16 protein-coding genes are annotated in these 19,145 nt (G+C 71.6%); 5 read left to right on the forward strand and 11 right to left on the reverse strand.

The features are described from left to right. Positions 1-37 precede the first annotated feature (37 nt). The 4 genes from BHU06_RS07665 to BHU06_RS07680 all read left to right on the forward strand — a co-directional run bounded on the left by BHU06_RS07665 (position 38) and on the right by BHU06_RS07680 (position 8,735). Positions 38-880 (forward strand): FecR domain-containing protein, encoded by an 843-nt coding sequence (locus tag BHU06_RS07665; RefSeq protein WP_070398557.1) that lies wholly within the window; start codon positions 38-40, stop codon positions 878-880. 74 nt (positions 881-954) lie between these two features. Next, positions 955-2,802, forward strand: coding sequence for a glycosyltransferase (locus tag BHU06_RS07670; RefSeq protein WP_070398558.1), 1,848 nt, complete (start codon positions 955-957; stop codon positions 2,800-2,802). Positions 2,803-2,806: 4 nt separating this feature from the next. Beyond that, positions 2,807-7,825 (forward strand): glycosyltransferase, encoded by a 5,019-nt coding sequence (locus BHU06_RS07675; protein ID WP_070398559.1) that lies wholly within the window; start codon positions 2,807-2,809, stop codon positions 7,823-7,825. A gap of 61 nt (positions 7,826-7,886) precedes the next feature. Then, complete coding sequence (locus tag BHU06_RS07680) at positions 7,887-8,735, forward strand: class I SAM-dependent methyltransferase (protein ID WP_070398560.1); 849 nt, start codon at positions 7,887-7,889, stop codon at positions 8,733-8,735. On the opposite strand, the gene BHU06_RS07685 is transcribed toward BHU06_RS07680, so the two are convergent. The 9 genes from BHU06_RS07685 to BHU06_RS07725 all read right to left on the reverse strand — a co-directional run bounded on the left by BHU06_RS07685 (position 8,713) and on the right by BHU06_RS07725 (position 16,216). Continuing rightward, positions 8,713-9,654 (reverse strand): class I SAM-dependent methyltransferase, encoded by a 942-nt coding sequence (locus BHU06_RS07685; RefSeq protein WP_070398561.1) that lies wholly within the window; start codon positions 9,652-9,654, stop codon positions 8,713-8,715. The two genes, BHU06_RS07680 and BHU06_RS07685, sit on opposite strands and share 23 nt — an antisense overlap. Before the next feature lie 64 nt (positions 9,655-9,718). After that, the gene (locus tag BHU06_RS07690) at positions 9,719-10,393 is read right to left on the reverse strand and encodes a class I SAM-dependent methyltransferase (protein WP_070398562.1); all 675 of its coding nucleotides are present in this window, start codon (positions 10,391-10,393) and stop codon (positions 9,719-9,721) included. A 37-nt stretch (positions 10,394-10,430) separates the two neighbouring features. Beyond that, entirely contained in the window at positions 10,431-11,399 is a 969-nt protein-coding gene (locus tag BHU06_RS07695) for a Gfo/Idh/MocA family oxidoreductase (RefSeq protein ID WP_070398563.1), read from the reverse strand. Then, positions 11,400-12,254 carry a class III extradiol dioxygenase subunit beta gene (locus BHU06_RS07700; protein ID WP_070398564.1) on the reverse strand — a complete coding sequence of 285 codons (855 nt, stop codon included), beginning with the start codon at positions 12,252-12,254 and terminating at the stop codon, positions 11,400-11,402. It lies immediately after the preceding gene. A 1-nt stretch (position 12,255) separates the two neighbouring features. Beyond that, entirely contained in the window at positions 12,256-12,690 is a 435-nt protein-coding gene (gene ligA / locus BHU06_RS07705) for a protocatechuate 4,5-dioxygenase subunit alpha (protein ID WP_070398565.1), read from the reverse strand. A 1-nt stretch (position 12,691) separates the two neighbouring features. After that, positions 12,692-13,624, reverse strand: coding sequence for an amidohydrolase family protein (locus BHU06_RS07710; RefSeq protein ID WP_070398566.1), 933 nt, complete (start codon positions 13,622-13,624; stop codon positions 12,692-12,694). Positions 13,625-13,741: 117 nt separating this feature from the next. Beyond that, complete coding sequence (ligK, locus tag BHU06_RS07715; RefSeq protein ID WP_070398567.1) at positions 13,742-14,425, reverse strand: 4-carboxy-4-hydroxy-2-oxoadipate aldolase/oxaloacetate decarboxylase; 684 nt, start codon at positions 14,423-14,425, stop codon at positions 13,742-13,744. A gap of 29 nt (positions 14,426-14,454) precedes the next feature. Then, the gene (locus BHU06_RS07720; protein WP_070398568.1) at positions 14,455-15,489 is read right to left on the reverse strand and encodes an amidohydrolase family protein; all 1,035 of its coding nucleotides are present in this window, start codon (positions 15,487-15,489) and stop codon (positions 14,455-14,457) included. A gap of 40 nt (positions 15,490-15,529) precedes the next feature. Beyond that, positions 15,530-16,216 carry an extracellular solute-binding protein gene (locus tag BHU06_RS07725; RefSeq protein ID WP_083293065.1) on the reverse strand — a complete coding sequence of 229 codons (687 nt, stop codon included), beginning with the start codon at positions 16,214-16,216 and terminating at the stop codon, positions 15,530-15,532. A 124-nt stretch (positions 16,217-16,340) separates the two neighbouring features. Between BHU06_RS07725 and BHU06_RS07730 the strand changes: the two genes are divergently transcribed. After that, complete coding sequence (locus tag BHU06_RS07730) at positions 16,341-17,246, forward strand: LysR substrate-binding domain-containing protein (RefSeq protein WP_070398570.1); 906 nt, start codon at positions 16,341-16,343, stop codon at positions 17,244-17,246. 384 nt (positions 17,247-17,630) lie between these two features. On the opposite strand, the gene BHU06_RS07735 is transcribed toward BHU06_RS07730, so the two are convergent. Together BHU06_RS07735 and BHU06_RS07740 are read right to left on the reverse strand one after the other, a co-directional pair. Continuing rightward, on the reverse strand, positions 17,631-18,377 hold the full coding sequence (locus BHU06_RS07735) for a DUF1624 domain-containing protein (protein WP_070398571.1): 747 nt from the start codon (positions 18,375-18,377) through the stop codon (positions 17,631-17,633). Beyond that, the gene (locus BHU06_RS07740; RefSeq protein WP_070398572.1) at positions 18,374-19,114 is read right to left on the reverse strand and encodes an alpha/beta fold hydrolase; all 741 of its coding nucleotides are present in this window, start codon (positions 19,112-19,114) and stop codon (positions 18,374-18,376) included. Before BHU06_RS07740 ends, BHU06_RS07735 begins: the two co-directional genes overlap by 4 nt. Between the last annotated feature and the right edge of the window lie 31 nt (positions 19,115-19,145).

A 19,145-nucleotide genomic window follows, 5' to 3' on the forward strand; every position in this document is an offset into this window, starting at 1 on the left:
ACGGCCCCCACTCAAGACCGTTTCCCGAGGACCCGATATGACCCCGCCGATTTCCAAGGACTGGTGGCTCGCCGCCGCCCTGTCGACCGCCGCGCTGCCCACGACCATGGCCCAGGCCCCCTCGGCATCGGCCAACCGCACCGGCGTGGTGACTGCGGTCGCGCCCGGCGGCACCGTCACCGGGAACAACGAAGTGATGGTGGTGGGCAGCAGCGTGCTGCCCGGCCAGCGGCTGCGCACCGACGCCAACGGCCAGTTGCACCTGCTCTTCCTCGACCAGTCGGCCCTGACCCTGGGCCCCGACTCCGAACTCACCATCGACGAGTTCCGCTTCGACCCCGCCACCCGCCAGGGCCAGATCCGGCTCGGCCTGGCCAAGGGCGTGGTGCGCGTCGTGGGCGGACAGATCAGCAAGAACACCGCCACCGTCATCGCCACGCCGCACGGCAAGCTCGAACTCCTGGGCGGGATCGCCTTGGCGGAGACCAACAGCGATCGCACGAGCGGCATCTTCCTGTTCGGCCAGCAGATGCGCGCGACCAGCAACAGCGGCGACACCACGACGATCACCCGCCCCGGCTTTGGCGTCGACCTGTCGGGCACCTCCATGAGCACGCCGCGGCCCCCCCCCACGAGCGACCTCAACGCCCTGCTCAATCGGCTCGAGTCGCGCCCGACGAACACCGGCAATGCCAATCCCCCGCCAGCGCCGGCGGGCCAGCTCCTTTCCACGGGCAACCGCCCTGGCGGCGCCAGCAACCCCGGCAGCGCCCTGGCCAACGACCGCCTGAAGAACGTCGTGGACGTCAACACCGGCAGCAGCCCCTCCCTGACCTTGAGAGACCTCCTGGGCAGCAGCCAAGTGCTGCAGGTGTCCTGAGCCCCGGCCGCCGGCGCCCTTCACCCTGACCGGCGGCCCACCGCGCCCTGGCGCGAGCACCGCCCCTCGCCGCCATGCGCGTCCTTTTTGTTTCCAGCTACCCGCACCTGCCGGACGTCACCGGCGGGCTGCAGACCACCACCCACGACCTCTGCCTCGCGATCCGCGAACTGGGGGCCGAGGCCGCCGTGCTGTGCGGACGGGCCCCGGCCGTGGCCATGGACACCGACGACACGCTCACCCGCGACGAGCACCTGGGCTACCCGGTGCTGCGCGCGACGCGGCCTCTGGAGGCCCTGCCCCAGGTGGCGGCCGCCTGGGAGGCCGACGCCATCGTGGTGCAGAGCGGCACCTACCTGAGTTCGCTGGTGCTGGCCAGCCTGGACACCGGCCGGCCCACGGCCGTCTACCTGCACAACGTCGAAACCCACCAACTCGGCGGGCACCTGGTGGCCGACCCTTCGCTGCTCTACCTGGCCAACTCCGACTTCACTGCGCGGCGCTGGCGCGCGCTCTACGGCCTGGACTGCGCGGTGATCCCGCCCATCGTCTCGGCCCCTACCTACCGGGCCGAGCGCCAGGGCGACAAGGTGCTGTTCGTCAACCCCACGCCCATCAAGGGCGTGGAGCGCCTGTTCGAGCTGGCCGCGGCCTGCCCCGAGCTGCCCTTCCTGGTGATGGAAAGCTGGCCGCTGGACCCGGCCTGGCGCGCCCACGGCCAGGCGCGCGCGGCGCGGCTGGGCAACGTCGAATGGCGCGGGCCCAGCGACGGCATGCGCGAGGTGTTCGGTCAGTCGCGCGTGCTGCTCATGCCCTCGGTCTGGGAAGAATCCTTCGGCCGCACCGTGGTGGAAGCCCAGCTCAATGGCCTGCCCGTGCTGGCCAGCCGGCGCGGTGCGCTGCCCGAGCTGGTGGGCGACGGCGGCGCCGTGCTGGACCTGGAGGCGCCGCTGGCCGACTGGGCGGCGGCGCTGCGCCACCTGCACGGCCCTGGCGCGGCAGCCCAGCGCGCGGCCGCCCTGCGCCGCGGCGCCGCGCACGTGGCGGGCACCGCGTCCACCGTGGCCCGGCTGCTGGGCCTGCTGCAGCTGCACGCCGCGAGCGTGGCGCCACGCGAGCCAGTGCCCGCGCCGCCCCCGGCCCCGGCCACGTCGCCGACGCCCGCGCACGCCGCCGTGCGCGAGGTGCCGCCCCGCCAGCCGCGCCGCGAGGACTGCCTCTTCTACCACTCCACCACGCTGCCCGATGGCGAGGAGGTGGTGGGCGACTGGGACCTGCGGCCCAACACCGCGCAGTACCTGGGCGGCGTGGACTTCAACGGCCGGTCGGTGCTGGAGATCGGCCCCGCCAGCGGCCACCTGTCCTTCCACATGGAAGCCGCCGGCGCCCGGGTCACCTGCCTGGAGCCACCCATGTCGCACCTGTGGGACGTGGTGCCCCACGAGGGTTTCGACACGCCGCGGTGGCGGCACGGTTTCACGCGCTCCATCGAAGGCGTGCGCCATTCGTTCTGGTACGTGCACCGGCAACGCCGCTCGCGCGTGCGCCTGATCGAGGCCGATCCCTATGCCCTGCCGGCCGAGCTCGGCGAGTTCGACATCGGCCTGATGGCCTCGGTGCTGCTGCACTGCCGCCGGCCCTTCGACATGGTGCAAAGCGTGGCGGCGCGCACGCGGCGCACGGTGATCGTCACCGAGCTGTACGACCCGTCGCTCGGCCCGCGCGCGCTGTGCCAGCTGCAGCCGCACCGCGGCGTGCAGCAGGTCGACACCTGGTGGCTGTTCACGCCGCAGTTCTTCGTTTCCACGCTGGGCTTGTTGGGCTTCACCGAGGCGCGGGTCATCCTGCACGAGCAGAGCCAGCCCTCGCAGAACCGCCAGGTGCCCATGTTCACCGTGGTCTGCGAACGACCGGGGGCCTGAGGGCGTGAGCGGCCAGGAACCGGACGACGCCCCCGCCGAGGCCGCGCGGTACTGGCAACAGGGCCTGCAGCACCAGCGGCACGGCGAGCTGGCGCGGGCCGCCGAGGCGCTGCGCATGGCCTGCCTGCTCGATCCCTCGCGGCATGAGGCCGTCTTCACGCTGGCCTGGGTGCTGCACGACCTGGACCAGCTGCCCGAGGCCGTGGCCTGGGCCGAGCGCGCCCTGCAGGCCGAACGCCAGCCGGGTCGGCTGCTGCAGTTGGCCTGGCTGCGCCAAAAGAGCGGTGATCCCGCCGCCGCGCTGGACCTGTACGAAGAAGCCATCGCCGCCTACGCCTGGGCCGCGCCCGAGCAGGTGCGCCTGCACCTGCACCGCGCCCAGTGCCTGGCCGCGCTCGGCCAACCCCTGCGCGCCGCCGCGTGCCTGGCCGAGGGCCTGGAGCGCTGGCCCACCCACCCCGAACTGCTGGACGCCCTGATCGAATGGGAATGCCGGCACGGCCACCTGGAACGCGCCATCGCCCTGGCGCGCCAGCGGGTGGACGCCGCGCCGGACGATGCCGCCGCCTGGCACCTGCTGGGCGCGCTGCAACAGCGCGCCGGCGACCTGAGCGGCGCCGACACCAGCTTCAACGAAGTGCAGCAGCGCGACATGGACCGCTGGGACGCGCTGCTGCGGCGGGCCCAGATTCAATTGCACTGGCAACGCCCGCTGGACGCCGAGTGGCTGCTGATGCAGGTGCTGGCGCGCCAGCCCCATTGCCTGCCCGCGCAAGCGCTGCTGGGGCAGGCCCAGCTCGATCTGGGCCAGCGGGACGCGGCCCGCCGCCATCTGCTGCAGGCCTTGCGCGCCCAACCGCGCCACCCCGACGCCTGGCAGGTGCTCGCGCGAGTGCACGCGCAGCGCGGCCGCTGGGCGCTGGCGCGCCGCTGCCTGGCGCGCGCCGACCGCGCCGGCGCCGACGCGGTCGATGTGCTGCGCCAGCTCGCCTGGCTCGCCAAGGACCAGGGCGATCTGCCCACCGCCGCGGGCGCCGTGCGCGAGCTGCTGCGCCGCCGCCCCCAAGACCTCGCGGTGCGCGTGCAAGCCGCCTTCGTGCTCGCGGCCGCGCAAGACCTCGCGGCGGCCGAGCAGCAGGCCGAGGCCGCCGTCGCGCAGGACCCGGCCTTCGCGCCGGCCTGGCGCGCGCTGGCGCAGGTGCGCTGCCAGCAACGGCGCCTGGACGAGGCCCAGTCCGCCGCCGAAACCGCCCTGGCGCTGGCGCCCGCCGACCCCGCCACGCTGCGCCAGTTCGGCTGGATCCTGCTCGACGCACAGCGCTTCGGCGCGGCGCGGCTGGCTTTCCTGCACGCCAGCGAACTCGACCCGCAGAACCCGGTGCCGCTGCGCGAGCTGGCCGAGGCCTGTCTGCGCTCGGGCGAGTTCGCGCTGGGCCGGCGGACCGTGGAGCGGCTGCTGTCCTTGCGGCCCGGCGAAACGCCGGCGCGCCTGTTGCTCGCGCGCCTGCTCAGCGAAGACCCCCTCTCCACCGCCACCGACCACCGCCAGGCCGTGGCCCTGTGCCGCGAACTCATCGGTGCCCGCGAGCGCGCCAGCGACGCGGCGCGCTCGCTGCTGCGCCTGCACGCCCTGGGCGTGGAAGAAGCGGCGCCGGTGCTGGCGCTGCTGCCCCGGGGCGACCGCCGCGCCGCGCTGCGCGAGGCCTTGGCCGAGGCCTCCCACCGCCACGGCCACGGCGCGCTGCTGCGCCTGGCCCAGTGGGCCGAGGCGGACTGTCCCGACGACCTCTGGCTCGGCAGCGCCGCGCTCTACGCGCGTTCGCTCAGCGAGCGGTCCACGGCGCAGGGGCTGGCCCTGGCCTCACGCCAGGCCTACCGCGCGCTCAAGCTGCGCGCGGGCCTGGACCGCCAGGCCCCCGGTGCGCCCGCACGCCGGCCCGGATCACGGCCCCGCATCGCCTACCTCGCGGGCCAAGGGCACGAGCGGCTGCTGCGCCGTGTGCTGGCGAGCCACGAGGCGCAGGCCGCCGAGGTCCATGTCTTCACGAACCGACCGATGGCCGGGTTGCCGGCCCACATCCACCAGCGGGCCCTGGACCCGGCCGAACTGGCGCGCCGCTGCGCCGCGCTGCGCATCGACGTGCTGATCGACGCCGGCGGACTGCACCCCTTCGAAGGCCAGTTCGAGGTCCTTCAGGCCCTGGCGCGGCGACCCGCGCCGCTGCAGATCGGCTGGCTGGGCTGCTGGGGCACGTCCGGCGGCCTGTTCGACGCCCTGCTGTGCGACGCCGCCTCGGTGCCACCCGCGCACGAAGCGCTGCACGAGGAAGCCTTGTGGCGCCTGGACGGCGGCCAGTGGTGCTGGGACCCGCCGCTGCACGCGCCCCCGCCGCTGACTCTGCCCATGCAGGCCACCGGTGCGCCCACCTTCGGGGTGCTCGCGCGCGGCCTGCGGATCAACGAGGCCAGCCTGCGGGCCTGGGCCCGCGTCCTGCTGGCCACGCCAGGGGCCAGCCTGCGCTTCATCGGCGAACTCGCACTCGATTGGCCGCAGCGCGCCCAGGTGTTGCGCACTCTGGACGCGCACGGCGTGGCGACCACGCGCGTGGCCTTCGACCCGCCCTGCGCCTACGAAGACCTGCTGCGCTGGTGCCAGCGGATCGACCTGGTGCTCGACAGCTTCCCCGGCAACGGGGGCCTAAGCCTGCTGGACCCGCTCTGGATGGGCGTGCCCGTGCTCACGCTGAGCGGCGCCTGGGCCGGCGCCCGCCAGGGCCATTCGCTGCTGGCCGCCCTGGGCCTGCAGGACTGGGTGGCCGACACGCCAGAGGCCTTCGTCGCCACCGCCGCGGCCCTGGCCCAGGACCCCGACGCGCTGGCCCAGCACCGCGCCAGCCTGCGCCAGCGCCTGCTGGACTCGCCGCTCTGCGACGGCCGCCGCGTGGCCCGGCAGATCGAAGCCCTCTGCCAGCAAGCGGTCGACAGCGCCGACCCCGCCGAGTTCGGCGCCGACCCCAAGGCCCGCCAGCGCGCCCAGGCGCGCCGCGCGCTGCGCGCCTGGCTGGACCGCCCCACGCGGCTGGCGCTGCCCCCGGCCGATGGCGACACGCCGCCCGATCTGTCGGTCATCGTCGTGCTCTACAACCAGGCCGGACTCACCCGCCGCACCCTGCAGGCGCTGGCCGATGAGCGCGGCCTGCGCTTCGAGACCATCGTCATCGACAACGCGTCCGGCGACGAGACGGCCGAGCTGCTCGCGCGCGTCTCGGGCGCGCGCGTGGTGGTCAATGAACAGAACCTGGGCTTCCTGCGCGCCGCGAACCAGGGCGCGGCCCTGGCGCGCGGGCGCCACCTGCTGTTCCTCAACAACGACGCCATCGTGCAAGCCGGCAGCCTGCGGGCCGCCGTGCGCCGCCTCGACGCCGAGCCCGCGATCGGCGCCCTGGGCGGGCGCATCGTGCTCAGCGCCGGCGGACTGCAGGAGGTGGGCAACGTCCTCTTTCGCGACGGCAGCGCCCACGGCGTGGGGCGCGGCGAAGACCCCTTCTGCCCGGCCGCCATGTGCAGCCGCGCCACCGACTACGTCTCCGGCGTCTTCCTGGCCGTGCCAGCGCCGCTGTGGCGCATGCTGGGCGGCTTCGACGAGGCCTTCGCCCCCGCCTACTACGAAGACAGCGACTTCTGCCTGCGCGTGTGGCGCGCGGGCTTTCGCGTGGTGGTCGACCCCGACGTGCTGGTCGAACACCTGGAATGGGGCAGTGCGCCCGGTGACGAAGCCGAACGCCGCATGCGCGAGAACCGCGCGCGCTTCCAGGCCCGCCACGCGGACTGGCTGCGCGGCCAGCCCCACCCGCACACGCCACGCCTGGACGGCGACCGCTGGCGCTCGCCCGAGGACCATCCGCGCCGCCCGCGCGTGCTCATCATCGACAACGAGGTGCCGCACATGCACAAGGGCGGCGGCCTGCCGCGCGCGCGCCTCATGCTGCAGGCCCTGCGCGACTGGCCCGTGAGCTTCTTCCCGCTCTGGCAGACCGAGGACGACTGGCGCGACATCCAGGCCTCGCTGCCCAGCAGCGTTGAGGTGGTGCTGGGCCACGGCATGGCGCGGCTGGAGGCCTTCCTGGAACGCCGCCGCGGCGTCTACGACGTGCTGCTGGTGAGCCGCCCACCCAACCTGAAGGCGCTGCAGCCGCTGCGCGCGCGCCGGCCCGAACTCTTCGCCGGCATGCGCCTGGTCTACGACGCCGAGGCCCTGTTCGCGCTGCGCGAGATCGCCGAGGCGGCGGTGCGCGGCCAGCCCATGCCCCGCGCGGCCGCGCAGGCGCACCTGGCGCGCGAGATCGCCCTGGCGCGCGGCGCCAGCGAGGTGCTGGTGGTCTCCGAGCGCGACGCCGCGTGTTTTGCCGCCGCCGGCCACCGCGTCAGCCTGCTGAGCCACGGCATGGCGGTGCGCCGTGAGGTGCCCGGCCCGGCCACGCGCCAGGGCCTGCTCTTCGTGGGCGCGCTGCACCCCGACACGCCCAATGAGGACGGCTTGCTCTGGTTCATCGAGCAGGTGATGCCGCGGCTGCGCGAGCGACTGCCGCAGCCGCCCGTGCTGTCCGTGGTCGGCGTCAACCGCTCGCCCCGGCTGACGCGCCTGGCCAGCGAACACGTGCGCCTGCTGGGTCCGCAAGAGGCGCTGGCGCCTCACTACGACGGCGCGCGGGTTTTCATCGCGCCGGTGCGCTTCGCCGGTGGCGTGCCGGCCAAGGTCATCGAGGCCGCGGCCCAGGGCATCCCGGTCGTGGCCTCGGCGCTGCTGGTGCGCCAGCTCGGCTGGATCGCGGGCCGCGATATCCAGTCCGCGCGCGACGCCGAGGCCTTCGCCGCCGGCGTCCTGCGTCTGCTGCGCGACGACGCCCTGTGGCAGCGCCAACAGGCGGCCGCCTGGCAACGCTGCGCCGAGCGCTACGCGCCCGAGCGCTTCGCCCAGGTCCTGCGCCAGGCGCTGCGGGGCCGTCCCGAGGAGTCGGCATGAGCGCCGCCGGGCCGATCCCAAGGCGCTCAGCCCTGCCGTGCGCCGCGCGGAGGGCCGTTCCATGAGCGCTGCTGTGCACCCGCTCGAAACCGCGGCGCTGCGCCGCTGGCGCCGCCTGCGCGCCGAAGGCCGCGGCGCCGACGCCGATGCCGTGCTGTGGGACGCGCTGGCCCAGGAGCCCAACCTGCCCGGCGTGCACGTGGCCCTGGCGCGCCAGCGCTGGCCGGGCCCCGACTACCGGCACTGGCTGGCCTGGTTCCACGCCCACCTGAAACCGCGCCTCTACCTGGAGATCGGCGTCGAGTTCGGCCACACCCTGAGGTTGGCGCGGCCGGGGACCCAGGCCACCGGCGTCGACCCCGCGCCGCGCGGCGACCCGCTGAGCGGCTGCGAGGCGCCCACGCGCCTGTTCCCCTGCACCAGCGCCGCGTTCTTCGCCGAGCTGGGCGCGGACGATCCGCTGGCCGCACAGGGCTTCGACCTCGCGTTCATCGACGGCGACCACGCCTTCGACGCGGTGCTGGACGACTTCATCGGCGCCGAACGCCTGGCCGCGCCGGGCGCCGTGCTGCTGCTGCACGACACCGTGCCGCTGACGGCCGCGACGGCGGGCCGCGAGCGGCGCACGGGCTTTCACACGGGAGACGGCTGGAAGATCGTGCCCTGCCTGCGCGCCCTGCGGCCCGATCTGCGCGTCGTGACCCTGTCCACGGCGCCCACCGGCCTCACGGTGGTGACGGGCCTGGACCCATCGTCCACGCGGCTGCCGGAGCGGCGCCAGGCCATCCGCGAGAGCTACGCCGCCCTGCCCCCTGAAGCTGTGGTGGCCGAGCCCGGGCGCGTGCTGGCGCTGGGCCCCAACGACCCGGTGTGGCTGGCGCGCTGGCTCAGCGCGGCCGGCGCGCGATGACGCAGCCGAAGCAGGGGTCCAGCTGGCCGCTGCGCAAGAGCTCCTCTTCGGCCTCCAGCAGGGCATCGAGGTAAGGCGCCTCGGCATCGCCGAGGAAGTTCTGCGCGATGTCGCTCAGCAGCACGTGCAGCAAGGCACCGCCGTAGGGGCGCCAGGCCAGGCGCTCGAAATGGCCCGACAGCAGCGGCAGCAGCTCGGAGGAACGCACCGCCTCGCTCGCGTCCACCGCGATCACCTCCTGCGGCGTGGGCCGGCGCGCGTGGGCCTTGAGGCGGCCGTCCAGCGTCGTGCGCAGGCGCGGCGGCAGCAGCTCCAGCAAGGTATTGAGGTGGCGCACATGGCCTGGCGACCATTGGAAGCGGTCCGGGCCGACGTACTCGTCGAGAAAGAACCAGCCCCCGGGGGGCAGCAGCGTCGCCACGTCCGCGTACAGACGCTCGATCGCGCTGCAGTGGTGCACCGCGGCCACGCCGAGCACGGCGTCGAAGCTGCCGGGCTCGAAGCCGGGTGCGCCGACGGGCAGCTGGTTCATGTCGGCCTGGAGGTAGTCGATCGCCAGGCCCTGGGCCTGGGCGGCCTCGCGCGCGCGCTCCAGCACCCGGCTGGACAGGTCCAGCGCCACCGCGGACTCGGCCCAGCCGGCGCTCACGGTCTCGCGTTCGACGTGGCCCTCGCCGCAGGCCAGCACCAGCACGCGGCGCAGCGGCAGCGGGCGCTCGGCGGCGACCCGCTGGAAGAACCACTGCAGCGGGTGCACCGCCGGGTCCCCCGACACCGCCTGGGCGATGCGGGCCTTGACGGTGGACAGATGGGTCCACTGCAGGCCGTGCTCGGTCCAGCTCGCGGGGTCGCCCCAGGCCGCGTCCAGCTGGGCCACGGTGCGCGGATCGAATCGGGCAGAAGGGTCGGCGTGCGGCATGGGCGGTGGTGGGGCGGTCGCGGTGCGGGTCTCATTGTGGCCTCGGCGGGCCGGCTCGAACGCTTCAGTCCAGGCCCTTGGGGTGGCCGGTCAGGCGGCGCAGGCGCGCGCCGTCCTCCGGGTGCTCGTGGGGGCACAGGATGCCCTCCTCGCCGTGGCGGCGGCCATTCATGTAGCGGTCCAGGCGGTCGAGCATGCGCCGCGGGTGGCGCGCCACCTGGGCCTCGTCTTTCACGAAGACGGCCACGAAATCGCTCCACACGTCGAGCTTCTGGTAGGCCGTGAACGACTCCAGCAAGGCCGGCCGGTACCCCGAGCGCACGGCCCAGCGCACCAGCGCCACGCCGGCGTCGGGATAGAAGCGCCAGCAGTCCACCGGGTAGCGGTGGAAGTCGCCGTTGGAGGGCGCGTTCAGGTAGAAGAGCCCCGACGGCTTGAGCACGCGCAGGATCTCGTTGAAGCTGAGCCAGAACATCTCGACGTGTTCGAAGCACGAGCTGCTGACCACGGCGTCGATGCTCTGGTCGGCGAAGGGCAGCCGGTAGGGGTCGTCGAGCACCACGTCGACGCCGCGACCGGGCGCGAAGTCCACGCCGATGTAGCGGCAGGCGGCGGGTGCCCGCGCGCGCAGCGAGCCGTTCACGTCCTGGGCGCCGATGTCCAGGACCGTGAGCGCCTCGCCCGCGTTCAGGTAGGTGTCGAAAAAGAGGCCGCCGTTGTCAAGGGCACTGGGATGCATGCCCCGATCCTAGCGGCCTGGGCAGAAGCGGCCGGGCTCAGCCCTGGGCGTTGAGCTTTTGCTCCAGGTCGTGCAGCACCTGGTAGCAGGCGAAGACGCGGCCCACGCTGGCGTTGGGTTCGCGGCCTTCGCGGATGGCGGCGAAGAACTCGCGGTCCTGCAGCTCGATGCCATTCATGCTCACGTCCACCTTGGACACGTCGATCTTCTCGTCCTTGCCGTTGAACAGGTCGTCGTAGCGCGCGATGTAGGTCGCCGTGTCGCCGATGTAGCGGAAGAAGGTGCCCAGCGGGCCGTCGTTGTTGAACGAGAGCGAGAGCGTGCAGATGGCGCCGTTGGCGGCCTTGAGCTGGATGCTCATGTCCATGGCGATGCCCAGCACCGGGTGGATCGGGCCCTGGATCGCGTGGGCCAGCACGATGGGGCTGTTGGCCTGGTAGGCGAACAGGTCCACGGTGTGCGCGGCGTGGTGCCACAGCAGGTGGTCGGTCCAGCTGCGGGCCTGGCCCAGCGCGTTGGTGTTGGTGCGGCGGAAAAAATAGGTCTGCACATCCATCTGCTGGATGTTGAACTCGCCGGCCTGGATCTTCTGGTGCACGAACTGGTGGCTGGGGTTGAAGCGGCGCGTGTGGCCGCACATGGCCACCAGGCCGGTCTGCTTCTGCAGGTCCACCACGGCCTGCGCGCCCTTGAGGCTGTCGGCCAGGGGAATCTCCACCTGCACGTGTTTGCCGGCCTTCAGGCAGGCCAGGCTCTGCTCGGCGTGCATCTGCGTGGGCGTGCACAGGATGACGGCGTCCAGCTCCTGGATGGCCAGCGACTCGTTCAGGTCGGTGGTGACGTGGCCGATGCCGTACTTGCTGGCGACTTCCTGGGTCTTGTCGAGCTCGCGCCCGATCAGCGAGATGACCTCGACACCAGCGATGTTCTTGATGCCGTCCAGGTGCTTGACGCCGAAGGCGCCGGCGCCGGCCAGCGCCACTTTGATGGTCTTGTTGGTGCTCATTTATTGGTTCTCCAGGATCAGGTGGCCCACGGCGGTGTTGCTCGCGGGCACGTGGAAGAAGCGGTGCGCCACCTTCGGGCGCGGCCCGCCGGCGGCGTCGGCCATGGCGCCGCGCGCGATCAGCCACATCACGAGTTCGATGCCCTCGCTGCCGGCCTCGCGCACGTAGTCGATGTGCGGGATCGCGGCCGCCGCCTCGGGGTCGGTCTCGAGCAGGTCGAGGAAGCGGTTGTCGAAGTCCTTGTTGATGAGGCCGGCGCGCGGGCCCTGCAGCTGGTGGCTCATGCCGCCCGTGCCCCAGATGTGCACGTTCAGGTCTTCGTCGTAGCTCTCCACCGCCTTGCGGATGGCCTTGCCCAGGTTGTAGCAGCGCTGGCCGCTGGGCACGGGGTACTGCACCACGTTCACCGCGAAGGGGATCACCGGGCAGGGCCAGGCCTGGGGCTGGCCGCACATCAGCGACAGCGGCACGGTCAGGCCGTGGTCCACGTCCATCTTGTTGACGATGGTGAGGTCGAAGTCCTGCTGGATCACGCTCTGCGCGATGTGCGCGGCCAGCTCGGGGTGGCCCTTGACCACGGGCACCGGGCGCGGGCCCCAGCCCTCGTCGGCGGGCTGGAACTCGGCGGCTGTGCCGATGGCGAAGGTGGGGATGAAGTCCAGGCTGAAGGCGGTGGCGTGATCGTTGTAGACCAGGAACACCACGTCGGGCTTGTTGTCCTTCATCCACTGCTTGGAGAACTCGTAGCCCTTGAAGAGCGGCTGCCAGTACGGCTCGCCGGTCTTGCCCAGGTCCATGGCCGCGCCGATGGCGGGCACGTGCGAGGTGTAGACGGATGCGGTGATGCGTGCCATATCAATGTTTCCCTTGCGAACCCTGGGGCTGGCGGTGCGCCTGCGCGTCGCCGTCCTCGCCGATGCGGCGGTTGCCTTCGACCGAGCGGCCGCCGCCGATCATCATGTTGCGGTACTCCTCCTCGGTCATGCCGGTCATGGAGCCCGCCATCTGCTGGAAGCTCTTGCCGTCGGTGGCGCCGATCTTGGCCAGGAAGTAGATGTTGCCGCCCAGGCGGATGCACCAGTTGAGGTCGCGCGCCAGCACGGCCTGCTTCTGCTCTTCCGTCATGGCCCACTCGTCGAGGTAGGCGCGCTCGTCCTTCTTGAAGCGCTCGCGGTTCTCGGCCTTCATCAGGCTCATGCAGAACTGGTTGAGCCAGTAGCCCTTGCGGCTCTGCTCGGCGTCGAAGATGGTCGTGCCGGGCACGTCCTTGTAGGGTTTGTCGAGAGCCATGTCAGACCTCCTCGGGCCAGTAGAGGCGCATCGGGTTGTCGACCAGCAGCTTCTTCTGCAGCTCGGCCGTCGTGGCGATGTGCGGGATGAAATCGACCAGCAGGCCGTCGTCGGGCATGTGGTCCTTGAGGTTGGGGTGCGGCCAGTCGGTGCCCCACAGCACACGGTCGGGGAAGCTCTCGACGACCTGGCGCGCGAAGGGCACCACGTCGCGGTAGGCGGCCTGCTCACCGTTCAGGGCCTTGGGGCCGCCCAGGCTGAGGCGCTCGGGGCAGCTCACCTTGCTCCAGACGTTCTCATGCTCGCGCATGAACTTCAGGAAGAGCTGGAACTCGGGGCCGTCGATGGGTTTGCTCACGTCGGGGCGGCCCATGTGGTCCACCACCACGGTGGTGGGCAGCGCGGTGAAAAAGTCCCACAGCTCCGGCAGGTCCACGGCCTCGAAGTAGATGACCACGTGCCAGCCCAGGGCCTTGATGCGGCCGGCGATCTCCATCAACTCGTCCTTGGGCGTGAAGTCCACCAGGCGCTTGACGAAGTTGAAGCGCACGCCGCGCACGCCGCTGGCGTGCAGGTCCTGCAGCTCCTGGTCGGTGACGCTGCGCTTGACCGTGGCCACGCCGCGCGCCTTGCCGCCGCTGCTGCGGCAGGCGTCGGCCATGGCGCGGTTGTCGGCGCCGTGGCAGGTGGCCTGCACGATCACGTTGCGCGAGAAGCCCAGGTGGTCGCGCAGGGCGAACAGCTGCTGCTTGCTGGCGTCGCAGGGCGTGTACTTGCGCTCGGGCGCGTAAGGGAATTCGGCGCCGGGGCCGAACACGTGGCAATGCGCGTCCACGCTGCCCGGGGGCAGCTGGAAGCGGGGCTTGCTCGGGCCGTCGAACCAGTCGAGCCAGCCGGCGGTCTTGGTGAAGTCTCCTGATGTCGGTTTGGTCATTCGCAAAGTCCTACGCGTGAGGTGAAGCTGGCGAGAACACCGCGGGACCGGCTTTGCCGGACCGCAGCTGTGTCCCCTGGAGGGGATCGCGCGAAGCGCGGCGGGGGTGCTCCTTGTTCAGTCGATGTATTTCAAGCCGGCGGCGGCCAGCGGCTCGCGCATCTTGTACATGTCCAGGCCAAGCACGCCGCTGGCGAGCTTGTCGCGCTTCTCGCCTTCGAAGCTCTCGCGCTTGCGGGCGGCGGCCAGCGTCTCGGTCGCGCGCGCGGCGGGCACGCAGACCACGCCGTCGTCGTCGGCCACGATCACGTCGCCCGGCGTGACCAGCATGCCGGCGCAGACGATGGGGATGTTCACCGAGCCCAGGGTGGCCTTGATCGTGCCCTTGCTGCTGATGGCCTTGCTCCAGACCGGGAAGTTCATTTCCTTCAGGGTCTTGACGTCGCGCACGCCGGCGTCGATGACCAGGGCACGCGCGCCGCGGGCCTGGAAGCTGGTGGCCAGCAGGTCGCCGAAGTAGCCGTCGGTGCATTCGGCGGTCACGGCGGCGACCACGATGTCGCCCGGCTGAATCTGCTCGGCGGCGACGTGCATCATCCAGTTGTCGCCCGGCTGCAGCAGCACGGTGACGGCGGTGCCGCTGACCTGCACGCCGGTCTGGATCGGGCGCATGTAGGGTTTGAGCAGGCCGACGCGGCCCATGGCCTCGTGCACGGTGGCCGAGCCCAGCGCGGCCAGGCCATCGGCGGCTTCCTTGTCGGCGCGTTGGATGTTGCGGTAGACGACGCCCAGTTCGTACATGTTTGTGCTCCTCTTTCGGTATCGGTGGTTTACAGGCCCTTGGCCTTCAGGCGCGCGTCCAGGCGCGGGAACACGCGGCGCACGTTGCCTTCGTAGATCGCGTGCTTGTCCTCGGCGGACAGGATCTTCGAGGCCTCGATGTAGCGCTTGGTGTCGTCGTAGTAATGGCCCGTGGTCGGGTCCACGCCGCGCACCGCGCCGATCATCTCCGAAGCGAACAGCACGTTCTTGACCGGGATCACGGTGTTGAGCAGGTCGATGCCGGGCTGGTGGTACACACAGGTGTCGAAGAACACGTTGTTCATCAGGTGGGTGTCCAGCAGCGGCTTCTTCATCTCCTGCGCCAGACCGCGGAAACGGCCCCAGTGGTAAGGCACCGCGCCGCCGCCGTGCGGGATCAGGAACTTCAGCGTCGGGAAGTCCTTGAACAGGTCGCCCTGGATGAGCTGCATGAAGGCCGTGGTGTCGGCGTTGAGGTAGTGCGCGCCGGTGGTGTGGAAGCAAGCGTTGCAGCTCGTGCTCACGTGGATCATGGCCGGCAGGTCGTACTCGACCATCTTTTCGTAGATGGGGTACCAGTGCCTGTCGGTCAGCGGCGGGCTGGTCCAGTGGCCACCGGAGGGATCGGGGTTGAGGTTGATGCCGACCGCGCCGTATTCCTTGACGCACTTCTCCAGCTCGGGGATGCAGGTGGCCGGGTCCACGCCAGGGCTTTGCGGCAGCATGGCCACGGGCACGAAGTGCTCGGGGAACAGCGTGGAGACGCGGTAGCAGAGCTCGTTGCAGATCGCGGCCCAGGTGCTGGACACGCCGAAATCGCCGATGTGGTGGGCCATGAAGCTGGCGCGCGGGCTGAACAGCGTGATGTCGCTGCCACGCTCCTTCATGAGCTTGAGCTGGTTGGTCTCGATGGACTCGCGCAGCTCGTCGTCGCTGATCTTCAGGTCGGCGACCTTGGGCATCTGGGCCGGGTCCTTGATGCCCGCGATCTGGGCGTTGCGCCAGTTCTCCAGCGCCTTGGGTGCCGTGGTGTAGTGGCCGTGGCAGTCGATGATCAGGGACATGTGGGGGGCTCCTCTCGGGTGTTCTGGGGATTCAAAAAAATCAGGCGGGCGACATGCCCTGGCGCCGCTTGGCCTCGGCCGCGTCGGGCGAGGTCATGAAGGCCAGCAGCGCGCGCACCGTTTCGGCGCGCGGCGCGTTCACCGGGATGCCGGCGCTGAAGACGGTGACGATCTGGATCGGTTCGGGCAGGCCGCCGACGATGGCGATGCCCGGCACGTGCAGCAGCTCGCTGAGCTGTTGGAAACCCAGCGCCACCTCGCCCTTGGCCACCAGCGAGGCCACCGGCACGCCGGGCGGCGCCTGCACGGTCTTGGCGGCCATGGCCTCGGCGATGCCCCAGCGCTCGAAGAGCTTCTGCAAGGCCACGCCGCTGGGGCCGGTGGAGTAGCTGATCTTGTCCGCCGCCAGCAGCGCGGCCTGCACCGACGCCTCGCTCGACAGGTCGGGCGCTGGCGCGCCGTCGCGCACGCAGGCGGCCACGCCGCTGCGCACCAGGTCCACGCGGCCCGCTTGCAGGTGGCCGGCGGCGATGAGCTTGTCGATGGCGTCCGAGGCCAGGATCACCACGTCGAAGGCCTCGCCGGCCGCCACGCGCTTGGCCGCGTCCACGCCGCCCACCGACTCGATGGCCACGGCCTGTCCGGTGCGCGCCGTGTAGGCACCGGTGAGTTCGGCCAGCACCTGGCGGGTGGCCATGGAAGAAATGCCGGTCAGGGGGGCGTTCATGGGCGTCCAGAAGAAAGACAGTCATTGTCGGCAGCCTGGCGCTGTACGAAAACCCATACAACCGGCTAGCAGCTAGAACAAAATCACATACCTGCTGTCCAACGCCGATTCGGCCTTTCCCCCCATGGACCTCAAGCAACTCGAATACTTCGTGCGCGTGGCCGAGCTCGGCAGCTTCACGCGCGCCGCCATCGCGCTGGACGTCGCGCAGCCCGCCCTGTCGCGCCAGGTGCGGCTGCTCGAAGTGGAGCTGCGCCAGAACCTGCTGGTGCGCAACGGCCGCGGCGCCACGCCCACCGAGGCCGGCAAGCTGCTGCTGGCGCACGGGCGCGGCATCCTGCACCAGGTGGAGCGCGCGCGAGAGGAACTGGGCCGCGTGCGCGGCGCGCTGGCCGGAAGGGTGGCCATCGGGCTGCCGCCGACGCTGGCGCGCACGCTGTCGGTGCCGCTCACGCGGGCCTTCCGCCAGCAGTTGCCCGAGGCCTCGCTGTCCATCACCGAGGGCCTGTCGGCCACCATGCAGGAATGGCTGCTCACCGGCCGGCTGGACATCGCCGTGCTCTACAACGCCCAGCCGGTGCCGGAATTGGAGATCCAGCCCCTGGCCGAAGAGGACCTGTGGCTGGTGCAGCCGCGCCCGCCCGGTCTGCCGGAAGACCCGCCGCCCTCGCCCATCGCGCTGCGCGACCTGGCCGATCTGCCGCTGATCATCCCCAGCCGGCCCAACGCGGTGCGCATGCAGCTGGAGCACGAGCTCGCGGCCATCGGCCTGCGCCCGAAGGTGGCGCTGGAGATCGATGGCGTCTCGGCCATCCTGGACCTGGTGGCCGACGGCGCGGGCGCCGCCCTGCTCTCGCGCAACGCCGTGGCCAGCTCGATCCGGCCCTCGGCCTACCGGCTGCGCGGCATCGATCCGCCCCTGCGCACGCGCCTGAGCCTGGCCACCAGCGCGCAGCGACCGACCACGCTCACGCAGCAGTCCACGCTGGAATTGATCCGCCAGACGCTGGCGGCCACGGCGCCGCGCTGAGGCGCGGATCGGTCCGACGTCTGGGGCCCGTGGACCGGCCCCCTCCCGCAAGATGCAGATGACCAGGCAGGCCATCGACCACATGGACGGGTCCGGAACTGGAGCGCCCTGGCCCCCGCTGAATCGGCGTTCCCACTCTGTTTAGCCCGGATTCAGCATGAGACCTCAAACCACCAAGTCCCACCCATCCTCGGGCACGAAGTCCTATTGGCGAGCCAACAGCCAAGCGCTTCAGAAACAAGACCAGCGATTTGCTGGGGTACATCCACCTGAAGGAAACCAACATCACCCGCGAATTGAGGGGGGCGGTGAAGGCGCTGAACGATGCGGTGCGGGCAGCGTGCCGCGCCGATACATTCCTGTCCCCTCAGTGAGCGCAGCGCCTCAGTCCGGTCCGACCATCACCGCCAGCCCCACCAGCCCCATCAGCACGGGCTGGTGCAGCAGGTAGTAGCTCAGGCTCCAGCGGCCCCAGCGGGCCATGAAGCGGCCCAGCGCGCCGCCCTGCCCCGAACCGCCCAGCCACTGCGGGCGGTTCGCCCCCACCCAGCGCCCGGCGGCCAGGCCCCACCACACCACGCCCATCCACGGCAGCAGGGGCACGTAGTCCTCGGTGAAGGGCTTGCGGCTGATGAAGCCCAGCGCGTTCCAGCCGCGTAGGTTGAGCACCTCCAGCGCGGGCCATTGCGCCATGGCGGCAGGCGCCAGCCAGGGCAGCACGATCGCCAGCGCGCCCAGCGGCCACAGCCAGCGCCCCCAGCCGCCGGTGAGCCGCGCCACCACCAGCATCGCCGCGATGCCGTGCAGCACGCCGAAGTAGATGAAGCTCTTGGGGAACATGAACCACGAGCCCAGCGTGACCAGCAGCGCCGCGCCCGCCACCTGCGCCCAGCGGCGCCAGAAGCGCGGCCAGCCCTGGCCCTGTTGCAGCGCCACCGCCTGCGACAGGCCGGCCGTGAACAGGAACAGGCTCACGATGGCCGTGCGCTGCATGGTCCAGAAGGGGTCGCTGAGGAAGGCCTGGTGGATCAGGCCGAAGTAATCGAGGTCGAAACAGAAGTGGTAGACCGTCATCCACAGCAGCGCCAGGGCGCGCAGCTGGTCGATGCGGTCGTACCGGGTGCCGCTCATGCCGAAGCGCCGCGCCAGAGCGCCAGCAGGTGCCCTGCCAGGGCCTGGGGCTCGCTCACCATGGGGTCGTGGCCGGTGGCCATTTCGATGAGCCGCCAGCCAGGCTCCTGCCGCACGCGCGCCCGCGACGGCGCGATGGTGGCCAGGGCCGGCGCGGTGCAGTCGATGAAGCAGCGCGGCACGCGGGCCCAGGCCTCGCCGTCGAATTCCAGCGGCTGCTGGTAGAGCCGGAACGGCTGCGGCGTCTGGCGGCGGTTGACCCAATCGCGGTCCGCGCCCTGCAGGCCGAACAGCGAGGCATCCGGCGGCGCAAAGTGCAGGCCGCCGCTGGGTTGGGCGGCGGCGGTGCGCGCGGCCTTCGTTTCTTCGCTGTGGTGGCTGCTCCAGCTGTCGCCGGGGTACGGCAGCGCGGCGTCCAGGTAGACCAGCTGCGCCAGACAGCCCGGGCGCTCGCGCAGCAGGCGGTCGGCCACGCCGGTGATGACCATGCCCGCGTAGCTGTGGCCCACCAGCACCACGCGGCCCAGCTCTTCGGCCTCGATCAGGCCCACCACGTCCTGGATGTGCGTGTGCAGGTCGATGGCCGGGCCCATGAGATGGGCCCGCTCGCCCAGGCCGGTGAGCGTAACGGCGTGCGCCTCGGCGCCGGCCGCGCGCAGCAGCGGCAACACGCGGCGCCAGCACCAGGCGCCGTGCCAGGCGCCGTGGACCAGGACGATGGACGTGTGTGCGGACAAAGGCCTTCTCCGGGACAATACGCGGTTCCGC

The sequence above is a fragment of the Hydrogenophaga sp. PML113 genome (assembly GCF_001777155.1).
GTDB classification, from domain to species: domain Bacteria; phylum Pseudomonadota; class Gammaproteobacteria; order Burkholderiales; family Burkholderiaceae_C; genus Hydrogenophaga; species Hydrogenophaga borbori.

Excerpts from the sequence above, each read along its gene's own strand:
- BHU06_RS07665 (WP_070398557.1), top strand. The coding sequence starts at position 38 with ATGACCCCGCCGATTTCCAAGGACTGGTGGCTCGCCGCCGCCCTGTCG.
- BHU06_RS07720 (WP_070398568.1), bottom strand. The coding sequence starts at position 15,489 with ATGTCCCTGATCATCGACTGCCACGGCCACTACACCACGGCACCCAAG.
- BHU06_RS07725 (WP_083293065.1), bottom strand. The coding sequence starts at position 16,216 with ATGAACGCCCCCCTGACCGGCATTTCTTCCATGGCCACCCGCCAGGTG.
- BHU06_RS07690 (WP_070398562.1), bottom strand. The coding sequence starts at position 10,393 with ATGCATCCCAGTGCCCTTGACAACGGCGGCCTCTTTTTCGACACCTAC.
- BHU06_RS07700 (WP_070398564.1), bottom strand. The coding sequence starts at position 12,254 with ATGGCACGCATCACCGCATCCGTCTACACCTCGCACGTGCCCGCCATC.
- BHU06_RS07680 (WP_070398560.1), top strand. The coding sequence starts at position 7,887 with ATGAGCGCTGCTGTGCACCCGCTCGAAACCGCGGCGCTGCGCCGCTGG.
- BHU06_RS07730 (WP_070398570.1), top strand. The coding sequence starts at position 16,341 with ATGGACCTCAAGCAACTCGAATACTTCGTGCGCGTGGCCGAGCTCGGC.
- BHU06_RS07670 (WP_070398558.1), top strand. The coding sequence starts at position 955 with ATGCGCGTCCTTTTTGTTTCCAGCTACCCGCACCTGCCGGACGTCACC.
- BHU06_RS07695 (WP_070398563.1), bottom strand. The coding sequence starts at position 11,399 with ATGAGCACCAACAAGACCATCAAAGTGGCGCTGGCCGGCGCCGGCGCC.
- BHU06_RS07735 (WP_070398571.1), bottom strand. The coding sequence starts at position 18,377 with ATGAGCGGCACCCGGTACGACCGCATCGACCAGCTGCGCGCCCTGGCG.
- BHU06_RS07710 (WP_070398566.1), bottom strand. The coding sequence starts at position 13,624 with ATGACCAAACCGACATCAGGAGACTTCACCAAGACCGCCGGCTGGCTC.
- ligA (WP_070398565.1), bottom strand. The coding sequence starts at position 12,690 with ATGGCTCTCGACAAACCCTACAAGGACGTGCCCGGCACGACCATCTTC.
- BHU06_RS07685 (WP_070398561.1), bottom strand. The coding sequence starts at position 9,654 with ATGCCGCACGCCGACCCTTCTGCCCGATTCGATCCGCGCACCGTGGCC.
- ligK (WP_070398567.1), bottom strand. The coding sequence starts at position 14,425 with ATGTACGAACTGGGCGTCGTCTACCGCAACATCCAACGCGCCGACAAG.